The sequence below is a fragment of the Streptomyces dengpaensis genome, from assembly GCF_002946835.1.
GTDB classification, from domain to species: Bacteria; Actinomycetota; Actinomycetes; order Streptomycetales; family Streptomycetaceae; genus Streptomyces; species Streptomyces dengpaensis.
On sequence record NZ_CP026652.1, the window covers coordinates 820,143 to 836,726 of the forward strand.

The window sequence follows — 16,584 nt, forward strand, 5'->3', positions numbered from 1 at the left end:
CGCGCGTGAGCTCAGCTGTCGAAGACGTCGGGCGGGGCGTCGACGCTGCGCGGAGTTCCGACCGGGGAGCTCGGCGTGCTGTCCGGCTCCGTAGCCGGCGGGGCCGGGACGGTGGCCGTGGGGCACCCCGCCGAAGACCCGAGCCTCGCCGCGTCGGACAGCGGGGGACCGAAGTCGGTGGCCGGGTCCGGGGCGCTCTCGGTCGCTCGCGGCGCGCCGGTCTCCGTCCCGGTATCCGGACCCGTATCCGTCTCGGTGGGCGTGACGCAGTCGGGCTCGGACCCGTCGGGCGGCAGCACGGCATGGTCCTGGCGGCCGTCGTCGCCGATCCTGCGCTCGATCCAGGTGTTGTCGGCGATGTCGATGATCGTGATGGTGGTGATCACGGTGGGCGCCGGCGTCACCACGACGACCTCGCTGGGCCATCCGGCCCAGGGCTTGCCCTGAGTGACCGGGTCCCCACGGACCGGTACGGGCGGGTTCAGCGGGTTGCCGCTGGCGCAGCGGACGCGGGGCACGCCCCGGTTGTCGACGAGGACGGCGGTGCCCTCCTGGAGCACCGACTGGAAGCTGGTCACCCGTCCGTCGCCGTACCCGTGGTTGGTGACCCGCGTGTCGGCGCGCAGCACGACCGAGGTCAGCCCGCGCAGGTAGTCCGGGATGGCGGCCTGGGAGTTGCCCGAGGCCCGGGCGAAGGCACGGGCCTTGCTCCGGTCCGCGGCGAGGAACCCGATCTGCTTCTCGACATCGCAGCTGCCGGCGTTCTGGATGCCGCCGTAGAGGCCCGGCGTGGCGCCGGAGACCGAGCGCACGCCCTGCGCGGCGGAGGCGGTTCCGGTGGACGCCGGTTGCGGTATTCGGGTGACGGACGGCGGGGTCACAGTGGTGTCGGTGAAGGGGTCGGGACCCTGGGCCGCGACGGGCACAAGGAAGACCTCACCACTGGATCTGTCGGGCGCCACCTGGTCCTTCTCCTTGTCGACGCCACAGCCGGCGACTAGGAGCGCCGCCGCGAGCACGCAGGCTGTGACGAGGGTTCTGGTGGGTTTGTGCACCACGTACTCCCGTTCATCCCGGGCGAATCGTTCACTATTGTCTGCGTCGCCCGCTTGGCTCACGCAAGTTGGCTCTCGCAAGCGGAGGCAGTCACCCAGCGTCACAATGGAACGGAGAGGAGTGCTCGACGTGGAGTGGTTCGTCGCCCCCGAATACTGGCTGAGCCGACAGGTCTTCCAGCGGGCACTGGCCGTCGTGTACCTCATGGCGTTCCTGGGCGCGGCACTGCAGTTCCGCGCGCTGATCGGAGAACGCGGGATGCTGCCGGTCCCCCGCTTCCTCGGGCGCGTGCGGTTCCGGGACGCGCCGAGCGTGTTCCACTTGCGCTATTCGGACCGGTTCTTCGCGGCCTGGGCCTGGACGGGCTGCGCGGTGTCCGTGGCGTTGATCGCGGGCCTGGACTCGCAACTGCCGCTCTGGGGCGGGATGCTGCTGTGGCTCGCTCCCTGGGCGCTGTATCTGTCGATCGTCAACGTCGGCCAGACCTGGTATTCGTTCGGCTGGGAGTCCCTGCTCCTGGAGGTCGGCTTCCTGGCCGTGTTCCTCGGCAATGACGAGGTGGCCCCGCCGGTCGTCGTCCTCTTCCTGCTGCGCTGGGTGCTGTTCCGCGTCGAGTTCGGCGCCGGGCTGATCAAGATGCGGGGCGACCCGTGCTGGCGGAAGCTGACGTGCCTGGACTACCACCACGAGACGCAGCCGATGCCGGGCCCGCTGAGCTGGTTCTTCCACCATCTCCCGAAGCCGTTCCACCGGGTCGAGGTGGCCGCGAACCACGTCACTCAACTCGCTGTCCCGGTCCTGCTGTTCACTCCGCAGCCGATCGCGACGGCCGCCGCCTCGCTGATGGTCCTCACCCAGCTGTGGCTGGTCCTGTCCGGCAACTTCGCCTGGCTGAACTGGATCACCATCGTGGTGGCCCTGTCGGCGATCGAGTTCCCCACCACTCCCCCGCGGGTGGCCGGCCCACCGCTCTGGTACGTGATCGTGGTCCTCGCCGTGTCCGCGGGCCTGCTGGCCCTCAGCTATCGCCCGGCGCGCAATCTGCTCTCCCGGCGCCAGGTCATGAACCGTTCCTTCGACCCGCTCCATCTGGTCAACACGTACGGGGCGTTCGGCAGCATCAGCCGGGTGCGCTACGAGGTGGTCGTCGAGGGCACGGCGGACGACGTCCCGCGCGCGGACTCAAAGTGGCGGGAGTACGAGTTCAAGGGCAAGCCCGGCGATCCGCGCTACTGGCCGCGCCAGTTCGCGCCGTACCATCTGCGGCTCGACTGGCTGATGTGGTTCGCTGCGCTCTCCCCCGCCTACGCCGGTTCCTGGTTCTCGGGTCTGGTGGAGCGGCTCCTGGAGAACGACCGCGAGACGCTACGGCTGCTGCGCCGCTCCCCTTTCCCCGCCGACGCCCCGCCCCGCTACGTCCGCGCCCGCCTCTTCCAGTACCGGTACACGACGTGGCGCGAGCTGCGGGAGACGGGCGCGTGCTGGCACCGGACGTACGTGCGCGACTACGTGCCGCCGATGCGACTGGAGACGGAGGAGGAGCGCCGCATCAGGGACTAGCCAGGCGTTCCGTCGGGGAGGGAGCCGTGGGTCGCCGTCGGACGGTCGGAGAATGGAAAGTTCAAGGGCGTCAGCTCTCGACACAACACCTGACCCCGGGGCAGAGTGCTCTCCACCCTACTGACGAGTACGACGAGGAGCGCCCGTGACCACCTGGGTCGGCCGGACCGCCATCGAGATCGCCGCAGCCGTACGCGAGAAGCGCGCCACACCCCGGGAAGTCGTGGCCGAGCACCTCGCACGGATCGAGCGGCTCGATGGGCAGGTCGGAGCCTTCCGCACCGTACGGGCGGACGCGGCGCTCGCCGAGGCGGACGAGGTGGCGGCCCGTTCCGACCTGGCCGAACTCCCCCTCGCGGGCGTGCCCGTGGCCATCAAGGACAACCTGGCCGTACGCGGCGAGTCGAACAGGAACGGGTCCGCCGCGACTCCGGAGACGCCCGCTGACGAGGACCACGTCACCGTGGCCCGGCTGCGGGCGGCGGGCGCGGTGGTCGTGGGCCTGACGAACGTGCCCGAACTGTGCATCGTCGGCACTACGGACAGCGTGTACGGCATCGCCCGCAACCCCTGGGACACCACACGCTCGGCGGGCGGTTCGTCGGGCGGCAGCGCGGCCGCGGTGGCCGCCGGCCTGGTGCCGGTCGCCGTCGGCAACGACGGCATGGGCTCGCTGCGCATACCCGCGGCCAACTGCGGCCTCGTCACGCTCAAGCCGGGTCGCGGCGTGGTTCCGACGGGGTTCGACGGCGGTGACTGGTTCGGCATGGCCGAGCACGGCCCGCTGGCGACCACGGTCGAGGACCTCCGTCTGATGCTCTCGGTCCTCGCGGACACGGAGTTCGTTCGCCGGGACGAGCCGGCCCCGTGGAAGATCGCCGTGTCGCTGCGCAGCCCGATCGCCGGAGTCACCATCGGCACGCCGTACAGGACCGCGGTCCGGGATGCGGCCGGGCTGCTGGCCGGGGCGGGCCACAGGATACGGCGCGCCGACCCGCCATATCCCCTCTCGCTGAGCCTCACCGCGCTCCAGCTCTGGACGGCGGGCACCGCGGAGAGCGCCGAGGGCCTCGACCCGGCGCTGCTGGCCCGGCGGACCCGGGTCCACGCGGCTCTTGGTCGCCGCCTCCTGCGCACCGTCCGCACCGGCGACCACCGCGAACGCGTCCGCAGCCGCCTGACCCCGTTCTTCGCCGAGCACGACATCCTGCTCATGCCGGCCCTCGCCCGCCGCTCCCCCAAGGCCGGGCCCTGGCACGAGCGCGGCTGGCTGCGCAACATGCTGGCCAACTCGCACTACTCGCCGACGACGCCGCCCTGGAACCTCACCGGCTGGCCCGCCATGTCCGTCCCGTTCGGCACCCTGCCCTCGGGCGCCCCCTGCGCCGTACAGCTGGTGGGAAGCCCGGGGTCGGAGGCGGAGCTGCTGGAGCTGGCGGAACAGCTGGAGAAGCTGCACCCGTGGCAGCGGACGGCGCCGCTGGGCCAGAGCCGCACCTGACGTCGGCGTCAGGTTTTAGCAGTGGCGCAACGCGTGGACCCGGGCGACCTCCTCGGAGGTGCCCGGGTCCCAGGTGCAGGTCTCGGCGGCGACGATGCGGTGCCGGAAAGGCCGGATCCGCGGCCGGTCGTCGGCCGCGGCTCACCTGATCGGCATGGGAGTGAGTCCGGCACGCCCATGCTCTCGGCGATCGCGACGGTTCCTGCCGGGGGTCAGTCGACGCTGGGCAGGATGTGGGGCTCGGCGAGGTCGTCCTCGTAACCCGCGAGGCGGATCGGGGCGGACCTGGCCCACACGTCGAGGCTTCCGAGCTTCTTCTCGGGCCCACGGACCGCGCGCTCCACGCGTTCCTTGGGGCGCTGATCGCGATTCGTCTTCTCCGGTGTCACCGCGCACTCCTTATGTGTCGGGTCACCCTCGGGACGTACAGGTCCGGTCCGCTCCGGTCGCCTGACGCCCGCTCGGGTCTGAATCGAAGACAGTCAGGGACGCGGTGGCGCCGGTAACTCGTCTGAGAGCAGGCCGTGGTGACCGGCTTGTCCCGGGACGGACCGTGGGTGTGGGTGGAACCCCGAAAAGCTGTCCGTCCCTTATAGATTAACCAAATGAGCGGGCACCCGCTCGATGGGGCTGAAAACAAGAGGTTACTGTCACGCGTCACCCAGCATCCATCAGGCCCCAATCTGCGGTGATTTGAAACATGATGCCCTCTTCGAGGCCGCCCATTCGGCTCAATACCGCCCCTGGGCCGTGCCCGGACCCGCGCGCTCACCACCGGACTTGGGGCGCCGTCCTGGTGGCCGAACACGGAGTGATCCCAGCCCTGTTGACCGGCGGCGCACCGGCAAAGACGGGCGGCGTACCGGAAAAGGGGAACGGGTCCACCCATCTTTGAACACGGGACGCAGTTCAGGTCCCGTTGGCCGATTCGCAAGGCGGCCATGATCTGCTGACGCACGGCAACGGCTTTTCTCGCGGGAGGACTGACGCATGGAGCTGCGCAGCGTCGAGGAGCTGATGGATCTGCTGCACGCCTGCCGGGGCGCTTGGGACACCCCGGACCGCAGTGGCGACCCGGTCGATCTGCACGATCACGCGCTGCAGACCGCCGCACTGCTGCGCCGCGGCCATCCCAGCGACAAGGAACTCCAGGTGGCGGGCCTGGTGCACGACATAGGCCATCTGCTCAGGCCGGGTGACGACGCCGGTCACGCCGACGTCGCGGCCGACGCGGTACGGCCCCTGCTCGGCGAGCGGGTCTCCCGCCTCGTACGGATGCATGTCGCGGCGAAGCGCTATCTGGCGACCACGTCGCCGGGCCGCGGGCTGTCCCCGCAGAGCGCGCTGACCCTGACGGTGCAGGGCGGTGCCATGACGCCGCACGAGGCCGCCGCGTTCGAGCGCGATCCGATGTCCGAGGACGCGGTGACCCTGCGGCAGGCCGACGACGCGGGCAAGGTCGTCGGCCTGGACGCCGGGGTCATGGAGGACTGGCGCACGGTCCTGGAGCTGGTGGCGGCCCAGCACGCGCGCCTGGGAGCCGTCGACTGACGGCACGCGGTGACCGCCGGGGCCGGGGACCAGGGCGGCCCCGGCACGTCCACCTGGGCACGTTCACGCGACGGTGAGCTCCGTGGCCGGCACCCGCCGTCACCACTTGCCGGGCGCGTAGTCCTTCATGAAGACGCCGTACAGGTCCTCGCCCTGCTCGCCCCGGACGATCGGGTCGTACACGCGGGCCGCCCCGTCGATGAGGTCGAGGGGTGCGTGGAAGCCCGCGTCGGCGAGACGCATCTTGTCGGGGTGCGGGCGCTCGTCGGTGATCCAGCCGGTGTCGACGGCTGTCATCAGGATGCGGTCCTTCTCGAACATCTCCTGGGCGCTGGTGCGCGTGAGCATGTTCAGGGCGGCCTTGGCCATGTTGGTGTGCGGGTGGCCCGCGCCCTTGTAGCCGCGGTTGAAGACGCCCTCCATCGCGGAGACGTTCACGATGTACGTGCGCCTGGCGCCGGCGGCCGCCATCGCCGCGCGCAGGCGGCTGATCAGGATGAACGGCGCCGTCGAATTGCAGAGCTGGACCTCGAGGAGCTCGACCGGCGTGACCTCCTCGACCGCCTGGATCCAGCTGTTGGTGTCGTGCAGGTCGGGGACGAGCCCCCCCGCGTCGATCGCCGTACCGGCCGCGATCCGCTCCAGGGAGGCCGAGCCGGAGACCAGGGCCAGATCGGTGACGTCCTGCGCGGTGAGCGCGCCGCCCCCGGCGACCGGGAGCGCGGCGACGGCGCCGGAGCCGAAGGTGCCGATCACCTCGGCGGGCGGCAGCTCACCGGCGGGCAGCGGGCCCGCCTCGGCGGCGACCAGTTCGCTGTATGCCTGCGGGGAGCGGCGTACGGTCTGGGCCGCGTTGTTGATCAGGATGTCGAGCGGGCCCGCGGCGGCGACCGAGTCGGCGAGGGCGACGACCTGGGCCGGGTCGCGCAGGTCGATGCCGACGATCTTCAGACGGCCGATCCACTCGTCGCTGTCGGGCATGGACTTGAAGCGGCGGATCGCGTCGTTCGGGAAACGCGTGGTGATCGTGGTGTGCGCGCCGTCGCGCAGCAGGCGCAGCGCGATGTACATGCCGATCTTGGCGCGGCCGCCGGTGAGCAGCGCGCGCTTGCCGGTGAGGTCGGCTCGGGCGTCGCGGCGGGACCGGTTCTCGGCGGCGCAGTCCTGGCAGAGCTGGTGGTAGAAGTAGTCGACCTCGACGTACCGCGCCTTGCAGATGTAGCAGGAGCGCGGGCGCTGGAGTATCCCCGCGATCTCTCCGGCCCCGGTCACGGACGAGGGCAGGATGCCCTCGGTCTCGTCGTCGATGCGCTGCGCGGAGCCGGTCGCCGTGGCCTCGGTGACCGCCTTGTCGTGGGCGGTCTTGGCGGCCCGGCGCTCCTGACGGCGGCGCTGCTTGACCGTGCGGTAGATGCCCGCGGTGGCGCGCCGCACGGCGATGGCATCGGGGTGGTCGACCTCGATCTTCTCGAGTTCGTCGAGCACGCTGAGGCAGACGGCCAGCCGCTCGGGGTCGATGCCAGGCCCGTAGGACATCTCGTCCATGGCCGCGGGGCCGTCCTCTGTCACCGTCATCGCCGTTGCCGTTCCTCGGGTTGTGCGCCGCGTTCGAACCGCGCTCGCTGTCGAAGGCGGAATTTTACGGAGCAATGGTGCGCAGCACCAAACCCGAGATGATCAACGGCCGTCAGGAACCGCAGGCGACGGGCCTTCAGGGGCCTCAGGACCCGCAGGCGGCGATCAGCGTCTCCACCTCCTCGGACAGCGCACGCGCCAGCAGATCCAGGTCCGGCACGGCCTCGGCGTCGGCGACGAGCCCGTAGTGGACACGCCCGCGGTACGTCGAGACGGCCACCGCCAGCGCCTGCCCGCGGGCCAGCGGGGCGAACGGATAGACCTCGGCGAGCGGGCAGCCGCCGAGCTTCAGGCCGAGGCTGGGCAGCGGCACGCTGGTGACGAGGATGTCGAACAGCAGCCGGGCCGCCTGGCCGACGACGGGCCCGCCGAGCCGGTGCCCGAGCGGCGGCACATGATCGGCGAGCAGGGCGACGGCGCCGGCTCCCCGGTTGGGCCCCGCGTCCTTGTTGCGGTCCATCGCCGTCCGCACCGTCCGCAGCCGGCCGAGCGGGTCCGGGTCGCCGACGGGGAGCGGCATCAGGTACCCGGAGAGCCGGTTGCCCTGGGGGTGCGCGGTGCGCGGGCGGCGTTTGGAGACGGGGATCAGGGCACGGGGTGTGACGCCCGCGCTGCCGTCGCCGCGCTCGTCGAGCCAGGTGCGCAGGGCGCCGGCGACGACGGCGATCAGGACGTCGTTGACGGTGCCGCCGACGCTCTTGCGGACCCGGTGCACATCGTCCAGGTCGAGGACCACGCCCGCGGTACGGCGGGTTCCGGTGGGCTGTGAGGTCAGGGCGGGCGAGGAGCGGACGTCCAGGGTGGCACGGGCGACGGAGGCGCCGATGTCGAGGGCACGGCCCATGTCGGAGAGGGTGCCGCGGACGAGGCCCGGCAGCTTGCGGACGTCCGGGAGGAGCCCCCTGGGCGGCTCGGCGGGACGTCGGCGGAGCTCCGGCATGTCCACCGGGTCCATGATGGCGGCGGCCAGCATGAGCGCCCGCAGCCCGTCGGCGAGCGCGTGGTGGAACTTGAAGAGCACGGCGAACGACACGCCGTCCTCGCCGGGCAGCACATGCGCCTCCCACGGCGGCCGCCCGCGCTCCAGCGGGCGTTCCATCAGCCTGCCCGCGACCGCGTGGAAGTCCGCGGTCGGCGCGTGCAGCCGGACGTGGTCGAGCGGCTCGAAGTCGGGCGCGGGTTCGCGGGCCGCGCTCCCGAAGGCGAGCGGGGCGCGTGGCTGCCACTGCCAGACGTCACGGATCCGCATGCGCAGCCCGGGAACCGCGGCCGCGCGCGCCGCGAGCAGATCGGCGGCGTGCGCGCCCGCGGTGGGCGAGTGGGCCGCGAAGACGCCGAGGGCACCCAGGTGTATGGGGTGCTCGGCGGACTCGATGTTCCAGAACGCCAGGTCGAGTGGTGCCAGGAGGTCAGGTGTCACAGGTTCGCTCTCACCTCGAGTCAAAGGCTTGCTCTCATGTCAACGACGGGTGAGCAAGCAGTCAACCGCCGACAAGCGATTACGGTCAAGTACGATCAAGCTACGCACAGTTAACAGCAGATTAAGTCCCACCCCTCGTGAGAGGGGTGGGACTCAAGGGGCTCAAGGAGCGTCTGAGGTGCAGCCTGTCCTCTTCGTGCTCACTTCAGGGCCGGCGGCGCGGCATCGGCGGACGTCCCCCACCCGGACGGCTCGGAGCCGACCGTGAAGGAGAGCGAGCGCAGTCCTCGCAGCGCGTCGGTCGTCAGATACGTACGGCCGTACGGGGACCCGTCCGCGCGGGCCGACTGGATGTACCGGTCGCTGTCCGAGGTGCCCGGTGCCGTGACCGTCAGGGCGCTGCGCGGGTAGTAGCGCCGGTCGAGCGTCAGGTCGACCCGCTCGAAGACGGGCGTCGACAGGCCCCAGGTGTCGTAGCCGGGCTGCACCGGGAAGATCCCGATGGACGAGAGCACGTTCCAGGCGGACATCGTGCCCAGGTCGTCGTTGCCGGTCATCCCGGTCGGCGTGTCCGTGAACAGGGTCAGCGCGGCATGCACCACGTCGGTCGTCTTCCACGGCTGACCGGTCGAGAGGTAGGTGTACGGGGCGATGAGGTCGGGCTCGTTCTGCGGGTTGTACTTGTCCGCGTTGTAGTAGTCATACGGGCCGTTGACCCACACCTCGCGGGCGGTCTTCGCGGGGTCCTTGAGCAGCTGCTCGTACGCGAAAAACGAGTCGAGCCGGTCGTTGGCCGCCTGCTTGCCGCCGATGAGGCCGACCATGCCCGGCAGGTCCTGCGGCACCAGCCACTGGTACTGCCAGGACGTGCCCTCGTGGAAGCCCTCGCTCTGTGCCGGGTCCGCCGGTCCGGTGAAGACGCCGGAGGCGTCCCGCGCCCGGAAGAATCCCGTCGAACCGTCATGGACGGTGCGGTAGTTCTGGGCCCGTGCGGCATAGCGCGCGGCATCCGCGTCATGGCCCAGATCCCGGGCCATCGCCCCGAGCATCGCGTCCGACAGGGCGTACTCCAGCGTCGCGGACGCCCCGTGGTCGTAGTCCGAGTCACCGGGCTTCGCGTGCGGCCGGCCCTTGACGTACGGCGCGAAGCCGTTCGCCATGTACTCCTTGTTCGCCTCGCGGCCCACCGCCGGCGAGTCGGCGGGCGGCACCCCGTCGGCGTTCTTCTTCAGGGCGCGGTAGGCCCGCTCCTCGTACCCCTTGAGCAGGCCCTGCTGATAGGCGTTGGTGAGGAACGGGGTGACCGGGTCGCCGGTCATGATGTTCGTCTCGACCGTGCCGTAGCCCCACTTGGGCAGCCAGCCGCTCTCCTCGTCGATCTTGATGACGGAGATCGCCATGTCCCGCGCCTCACGCGGCGCGAGCAGGGACAGCAGCTGCGACTGGGTGCGGTAGGTGTCCCACAGCGACCAGTTCTGGTAGTACGTGAACCCCTGGGCGCGGTGGATCTTCTGGTCCCAGCCGGTGTAGCGGCCGTCGGCGTCGCTGCCGATGTTCGGCGCGAGGAAGGACCGGTAGAGCGACGAGTAGAACGTACGGCGCAGGGTGTCGCCGCCGCCCTGGGCGCGTACGTCGTCGAGCCGGTCCTCCCAGGCGCGGCGGGCCGCCCCACGGACGGCGTCGAACGAACGGCCGCCCTCGGAACGGAGGTTGACTGCCGCGCCGTCGGCATCCACGTACGAGAGCGCGGTGGTCGCCTCGACCGTACGGTCCTCGGTGGTGTCGAAGCGGACGAAGGCGCCGTTCCGGCCGTTGCTCACCGACTGCCGGGAGCTCTCGGTGACCGTGTCGCCGTTCCAGGTGCCCGAGGTCGTGAACGGCCGGTCGAAGCGGGTGATCGTGTACACGGTGTACGGCTTCGTGGGCTGGCAGAAGCCGCTGCCGGTGATCGCCGTGCGCACGGTCCGGTTGTCGAGGATCTCGACCTTGGTGGAGATGGTGCTGTGCAGCGACTGCCCGGTGTTGAGCAGCACATTGGCCTTGTCCGTGGCCGGGAAGGTGTAGCGCTGTACGCCGGTGCGCGCGGTGGCCGTCAGCTCGGCGTCGATGCCGGTCTTGAGTCCGACTTTGTAGTAGCCGGGGCTCGCCTTCTCGCTGTCGTGGCTGAACTCGGCCTGGTACTGGGCGTAGTCCGTCCGCGTGACGTCACCGGTCGTCGGCAGCACGGGCAGGTCGCCGCCGAGGCCGCAGCCGACGCCCGACAGATGGACGAGGGAGAAGCCGCGGATGTGGTTCTGGGAGTAGTCGTAGCCGGTGTTGTGGCCGGTGTCCGGGGAGAACTGCACCATGCCGAAGGGCACAGCGGCGCCGGGATAGGTGTTGCCCTCGTTCTCCGTTCCGATGAACGGGTTGACCAGATCGGTGAGTTGACCGTCGCGTGGCCCGGCGGCCTGAGCGGCCGGGCCGGCGAGTGTGCCGCCGAGGAGCACGGCCGCCGCGACCGCCGTTCTCGCACCGCGTAGTCGTTGGGTCCATCTCATGGGCGGGGACGCCTCCTCAAGGCTTGGACAACGCTGTCACAGCACAGCGCGAGCATTCTTCGTCGTGCGTACTCGTCAAGAGTCGTGACCGGCAGGTCAGTTCGGCTGTTACGCGAACCGCCACAGGTGATCCGCGGTGCCGTTGTCGTCGAACTGCACCACCTGTGCGCTGTTCGCCGTCGACATCCCGTCGACACCGAGCACCTTGCCGCTGTGCTTGTTGCGGACCAGGAACCAGCCGTCGCCCCGGTCGACGAAGGTCCACAGGTGATCGGCGGTGCCGTTGTCCTCGTACTGGACCACATGGGCGCTGTTGGCGGTGGACATGCCGTCGACGCCGAGCACCTTGCCGCTGTGGCCGTTGCGGATGAGGAACCAGCCGTCCGGCTTGTCGATCAGCTGCCAGGCGTGGTCGCCCGTCCCGGAGTTCTCGAACTGCACGACCCGGGCGCTGTTGGCGGTGGACATCCGGTCGACGGCCAGCACCTTGCCACTGTGCCGGTTGAGGATGCGGCGGAACGGGGGCTCCGGTATCCACGGGGTGCCGTCCGGGGCGGCCGTCGGGAAGGACGCGATCCTCAGCCGTGCCGCCCCCAGCGGAAGCAGCGTGACGGTCTCGACGGGCTCCCTGCTGCGCGCCGGGCTCTGCTGGAGCGGGGCGACGACGTGCTCGTTGTCGGCGACCCATTCGGGCAGGCGGCGCGCCTTGGCCAGGATCCGGACGGGACTGCCCTCGTGGGTGAACGGATCGCCGGTGAGCGGGCCGTCCGTGCGCCGCAGGACCGGTGAAGTGCCGGGCAGGAGGCCGTAGTTCCAGGGCGTGGTGGCATGCACCTCGTACTCGGGAAACGTGTCGGTGCCCGCGTAGCGGACGTACTGCTCGCCGATCCGCAGCCCGTAGGCGAGGGGGCCGTGGCTGACGCTCACGGAGTCGCGGTTGCCGTGCCAGGTGCGCACGGTGGTGCGCTGCGGCAGGCGCAGGGACACCCGGTCGCCGTTCGCCCAGGTGCGCTCGACGCGGACGAACGCAGGACCGTCCCCGGCCGCCACGATCCCTCCGTTGACGCGGAGTTGGGGCGCCGTGCACCAGCCGGGTATCCGCAGGTACAGCGGGAAGGCGACCGGGCGCGGGGTCTGGACCGTGAGGGTGATCGTCTCGCGGAACGGGTAGTCGGTGTCCTCGGTGACGGTCACCGGCGTACCGCCCGCGACCTGTGCGGTGACGCGGGACGGGGCGTACATGGCGGCGGCCAGGCCGTGGTCGGGCGTGGCCAGCCACAGTTCCTCGCTGAAGTAGGGCCAGCCCATGCCGTAGTTGTGCGGGCAGCAGCGGTACTGGTCGACGCCCGGCTGGTACGCCTGCATGGCGAAGCCGTTCTGGAACTGCCCCTGCGTCTTGCGGGCGTTGTCCAGGTCGACGCTGTTGGCGCTGGTGATGTAGTGGATGGCCTTGCCCTCGGGGTCGAGGGAGGCGGGCAGCATGTTGAAGGCGAGGTCCTCGCAGCGGTCCGCCCACACCGGGTCGCCGGTGACGCGGGTGAGCAGTTCGTGGCTGGCCATGAACTCGACGACGCCACAGGTCTCGAAGCCCTGCCGGGGGTCGCCGAAGCCGGGGCGGATGTTCTCGTCACCCGCGAGGCCGCCGCCGGGGAACTGGCCGTAGCCGTCCATGACTTGTTCGTACGCACGGTAGGTGGCCTGCGTGTGCGCGGCGGATCCCGAGCGCTGGGCGTACTGGGCCGGTTCGCGGAAGCCCTGGGCGATGTTGACGTTGTGCGGGCTCGGCAGGGGGCCGGTCCAGTCGGCTCCGTAGGTGTGCATCTTGTCGACGAGGTCGAGCAGGAAGCCGTCGCCGGTGCGGCGGTGGAGCCACAGCGCCACGTCCATACCGTCGCCCCAGCGCAGTGAGACCCAGCTGGTGTCGAAGGCTCCCCGGCCCTGGGCGTTCATGAAGCGCAGGAAGCGGGTCAGGAAGGGCACGATCCGCTCGTCGCGCGCGTACTCCTCGTAGCTGCGCAGGGCCTGGAGCAGCGGGAGGAAGGGCCAGAAGTCGGGGCCGCCGTTGAGCGAGGTGCGCAGGGCCCGCGGGCCGAAGAAGCCGTCGCTCTGCTGGGTGGCGAGGATGGCGTCGATCCAGCGGCGGGACTGTTCGAGCGCCGTGGTGTCGCGGGTGGCGATGGCCAGGGGGACGTATCCGCGCAGCCAGTAAGGCAGTTCCTCCCAGCCGCCGTTCTCCGGGTGGACCCATCCGCTGGTGGCGAAGTCAAGGAAGTGGGAGCGCTCGGCATAGCGGCCGCACAGGCCCGCGAGCTGCTGCCGCAGTTGCCCGTCGAGCCAGCCGCGCGGGGTGATGCTGCCGGGCGGCAGGCGGGTGAAGGCGTCCGGCAGGGGGCCGGCCGCCGCGGCGGCCGGGGAGGCCGTGCCGAGGGTGAGGGCTCCCAGGGCCAGGGAGCCCGTCTGCAGGAAGAGGCGTCTGTCGAGGGGCATTCGGGTGCTCCTGTGGGGACAGAGGGGAAGAGGGGGTACGGCCCGCCCGCTCCCGTGGGAGAGGGCGAGCCGTACGACGACCCTGAGCGGGTCAGGACGGGGCGCGCGGGCAGCGGCGGGGAGGCGTCGTGCGGGTGCGCCCCGCGGTCAGGAGCAGCCCGCCGGGATCGCCTGCGACGCGTCGTGGATCAGCGCGTCGTGGGCCGCCTTGAAGCGCTTCACATCGGGCTTGACCACCTTGCGGTCGTAGGTCACCAGCCCGTTCAACTCGCCCTCCACATCCGAGATCTGGGTGTAGACGGCGCCGTTGCTCCCCTTGCAGACGAGCTTGCGTACCTCGTCGAGGCGGGCGAGATAGGTGTCGGTGTACGTCGCGGGGTCGACGTCCACGTACGACTGCTGCACCGACCAGGCATGACCGGGCACCGCGAGGCCGAGACCGCCGTACTCGCCGCTGACCAGGGCCCGCTTCCCGTCGGGGGCGGGGGGCAGCGCGGGGCTCGGATAGCCGTGCTCGTCCATGATGTCGCCGGTGCCGCCGTCGGCCCCCAGGTTGAGGCCCGACATGTTGTTGACCAGCCGTGTCGGGTCCCAGGCCTTGGCCTGGGCGGCGACGCGGCCCACGTCGTACTGGCCCCAGCCCTCGTTGAACGTCACCCACATGACGATCGAGGGGCTGCTGATGTGCTCGTCGATCATCTGCTTCATCTCGTGCTCGAACTGGGCACGGGACGCGGCGTTCGGGTTGACCCCGGGGGTCATCGAGGGCATGTCCTGCCAGACCATCAGGCCCAGCTTGTCCGCCCAGTAGAACCAGCGGTCGGGTTCCACCTTGATGTGCTTGCGGACCGCGTTGAAGCCCGTCCGCTTGTGCAGCTTCAGGTCGTACGCGAGGGCCTCGTCGGTCGGCGCCGTGTGCAGTCCGTCGGGCCAGAAGCCCTGGTCGAGGGTGGCCATCATGAAGACGGGCTTGCCGTTCAGGATGGTGCGCGGGGTGCCGTTCACCTGCTCGACGGCGATGGACCGCATGCCGAAGTAGCTGCTGACCCGGTCGGCGCCGACGCGCACCTTGAGGTCGTAGAGGAACGGGTCGTCGGGCGACCACAGGCGCGGGTTGTCGATCTTCAGGACCAGCGGTTGTCCGGTGCTGCCGGTCACCGTGCCGACCCTGCTCTTCCCGGCGTACGCCGTGGCCGTGACCGGTACTCCGTCCCGCACGCCCCGCGGTTCGATGGTGAGCCTGCCGTTCTTGACGTCGGGGGTGAGCTTGAGCGAGTCGACATGGTCGGCCGCGACCGGCTCCATCCACACCGTCTGCCAGATGCCCGAGGACGGCGTGTACCAGATGCCGCTGGGGTCCAGGCTCTGCTTGCCGATCGGCGGGTTCTCGCCGCCCCGCGTGTCGGTCGGGTCGTAGACGCCGACGATCAGCTCCTGGGTGCGGCCGGGCTTCAGCGCGTCGGTGATGTCGGCGCTGAACTTGTCGTAGCCGCCCTTGTGTTCGGCGACCTTGGTGCCGTTGACGTACACCTGGGAGTGCCAGTCGACCGCGCCGAAGTTGAGCCGTAGCCGCTTGCCGGAGCCGACCTTCCAGTCCGCGGGCACGGTGAAGGTGCGGCGGTACCACATGCGGTCCTCGTGCCGTTGGAGGCCGGAGAGCTGGGACTCCACGGGGTACGGGACGAGGATCTTCTCTCCGAGGGTCTTGCCGACCGGGGGCTGTTCGCCGGCCCCGGCCGCGGCGAACTGCCACTGGCCGTTGAGGTTGCGCCAGTTGGCGCGGGTCAGCTGGGGTCGCGGGTACTCGGGGTGGGCGTTGTCCGGTCCGACCTCGTCCGCCCACTTCGTGCGCAGTTCGTAGGTGGAGTGGTTGGCGCCGCTGCTCCAGAAGGCACTGACAACGTTGCCGTTCGTGCCGGAGAGGCCGCCCTTGCCGTCGTAGCGCAGGTCCGCGGTGCCCTTGGCCGTGCCGGTCTTGTTGCCGACGACGGGTTCCTTGAGCTCGACGAGCAGGGCCTTGGGGTCGGCCGGGTCCAGTTTCGCCCCGTTCACGGGCCACTTGGCGCCGCCGATCACCGCCTCGACGTGGTCGGTGAATCCGGCAGGCGGCGCGGTAAGCGGCTGCGCGAAGTCGAGGCGCAGCGTACGGCCGTCGCGGGCGACCGTGGTCGCGATGGCGCCGTCGTAAACGTATCCGTCGGGCAGCCGGAACGCCGACTGCGGGACGGCCGTCTTGCTGCCGCCGGGCGGTGTCCAGCGCAGATGGAGGTTGGAGCCGCCGTAGTGCTCGAAGTACTCGACCTTGATGTCGTAGGCGTGCCCGGCGGTCAGGTCGACGGGGCCGGACGTCTGCTCCCGGTCCCAGTCGTCGACCCAGTGGTCGATGGCGAGCTTCCCGTCGACCCACAGCCGGAAGCCGTTGTCGCCGATGATCGAGAAGGTGTGGGCGCCGGTCTTCTCGGGCACGATCCTGCCGGTCCAGCGGACGCTGACGTCGTCGGACCGCCCGGTGGCGAAGTTCAGTCGCGGCTCCAGGTTGTCGAAGTCGAGTCGGGGGTCGAATCCGGTGGCCTTGAGCTCGTGGAAGTCGAAGGCTCCGGGGGCGGACTGGGTGTAGTAGTCGCCCTTGAGCCCGTGGACCTCGACGGGGTCGTCGGCCGCGGTCGCGGCGGGGGCGGCGGTGAGTCCCGCGATGCCGAGCGCCGCGGCGAGGAGTAGGGCGAGTCTGTCTCTGAATCGTCTGATGCGCACGAATCCTCCTTGGCTGAGGAAGGGTGGCGGCTCGCTGCTTCAGTCTGTACAACGTTGGAAGGAACGGCAGTTGGCATCACAGC

At 70.5% G+C, this 16,584-nt stretch carries 10 protein-coding genes; 3 read left to right on the forward strand and 7 right to left on the reverse strand.

The features are described 5' to 3' along the window. Positions 1–11 precede the first annotated feature (11 nt). A complete protein-coding gene (locus C4B68_RS03930) occupies positions 12–1,055 on the reverse strand; it encodes a DUF6777 domain-containing protein (RefSeq protein ID WP_143674332.1) in 1,044 nt (347 codons plus the stop codon). Positions 1,056–1,185: 130 nt separating this feature from the next. Between C4B68_RS03930 and C4B68_RS03935 the strand changes: the two genes are divergently transcribed. Further along, positions 1,186–2,616, forward strand: a complete 1,431-nt coding sequence (locus tag C4B68_RS03935) for a lipase maturation factor family protein (RefSeq protein ID WP_099501643.1) — start codon at positions 1,186–1,188, stop codon at positions 2,614–2,616. Positions 2,617–2,761: 145 nt separating this feature from the next. After that, positions 2,762–4,117, forward strand: coding sequence for an amidase (locus tag C4B68_RS03940; protein ID WP_099501539.1), 1,356 nt, complete (start codon positions 2,762–2,764; stop codon positions 4,115–4,117). 212 nt (positions 4,118–4,329) lie between these two features. Here C4B68_RS03940 and C4B68_RS41680 read toward each other — a convergent pair whose 3' ends face one another. After that, the gene (locus tag C4B68_RS41680) at positions 4,330–4,506 is read right to left on the reverse strand and encodes a hypothetical protein (RefSeq protein ID WP_167459000.1); all 177 of its coding nucleotides are present in this window, start codon (positions 4,504–4,506) and stop codon (positions 4,330–4,332) included. Between the two features lie 601 nt (positions 4,507–5,107). Between C4B68_RS41680 and C4B68_RS03950 the strand changes: the two genes are divergently transcribed. Continuing rightward, positions 5,108–5,668 carry an HD domain-containing protein gene (locus C4B68_RS03950; protein WP_099501541.1) on the forward strand — a complete coding sequence of 187 codons (561 nt, stop codon included), beginning with the start codon at positions 5,108–5,110 and terminating at the stop codon, positions 5,666–5,668. 99 nt (positions 5,669–5,767) lie between these two features. Here C4B68_RS03950 and C4B68_RS03955 read toward each other — a convergent pair whose 3' ends face one another. The 5 genes from C4B68_RS03955 to C4B68_RS03975 form a co-directional block, all read right to left on the reverse strand. Next, entirely contained in the window at positions 5,768–7,243 is a 1,476-nt protein-coding gene (locus C4B68_RS03955) for an SDR family NAD(P)-dependent oxidoreductase (RefSeq protein ID WP_099501543.1), read from the reverse strand. 145 nt (positions 7,244–7,388) lie between these two features. Continuing rightward, positions 7,389–8,723 carry a wax ester/triacylglycerol synthase family O-acyltransferase gene (locus C4B68_RS03960; RefSeq protein WP_099501544.1) on the reverse strand — a complete coding sequence of 445 codons (1,335 nt, stop codon included), beginning with the start codon at positions 8,721–8,723 and terminating at the stop codon, positions 7,389–7,391. 200 nt (positions 8,724–8,923) lie between these two features. Next, complete coding sequence (locus tag C4B68_RS03965; RefSeq protein ID WP_099501546.1) at positions 8,924–11,263, reverse strand: GH92 family glycosyl hydrolase; 2,340 nt, start codon at positions 11,261–11,263, stop codon at positions 8,924–8,926. 108 nt (positions 11,264–11,371) lie between these two features. Continuing rightward, positions 11,372–13,750, reverse strand: coding sequence for an RICIN domain-containing protein (locus C4B68_RS03970; protein ID WP_099501548.1), 2,379 nt, complete (start codon positions 13,748–13,750; stop codon positions 11,372–11,374). A 147-nt stretch (positions 13,751–13,897) separates the two neighbouring features. Continuing rightward, entirely contained in the window at positions 13,898–16,501 is a 2,604-nt protein-coding gene (locus tag C4B68_RS03975; protein ID WP_099501549.1) for a PA14 domain-containing protein, read from the reverse strand. Positions 16,502–16,584 lie beyond the last annotated feature (83 nt).

What these genes read in the sequence shown, in the direction of transcription:
- C4B68_RS03950 (WP_099501541.1), top strand. Translation starts at nt 5,108, where the DNA reads ATGGAGCTGCGCAGCGTCGAGGAGCTGATGGATCTGCTGCACGCCTGC.
- C4B68_RS03955 (WP_099501543.1), bottom strand. Translation starts at nt 7,243, where the DNA reads ATGACGGTGACAGAGGACGGCCCCGCGGCCATGGACGAGATGTCCTAC.
- C4B68_RS03965 (WP_099501546.1), bottom strand. Translation starts at nt 11,263, where the DNA reads ATGAGATGGACCCAACGACTACGCGGTGCGAGAACGGCGGTCGCGGCG.
- C4B68_RS03970 (WP_099501548.1), bottom strand. Translation starts at nt 13,750, where the DNA reads ATGCCCCTCGACAGACGCCTCTTCCTGCAGACGGGCTCCCTGGCCCTG.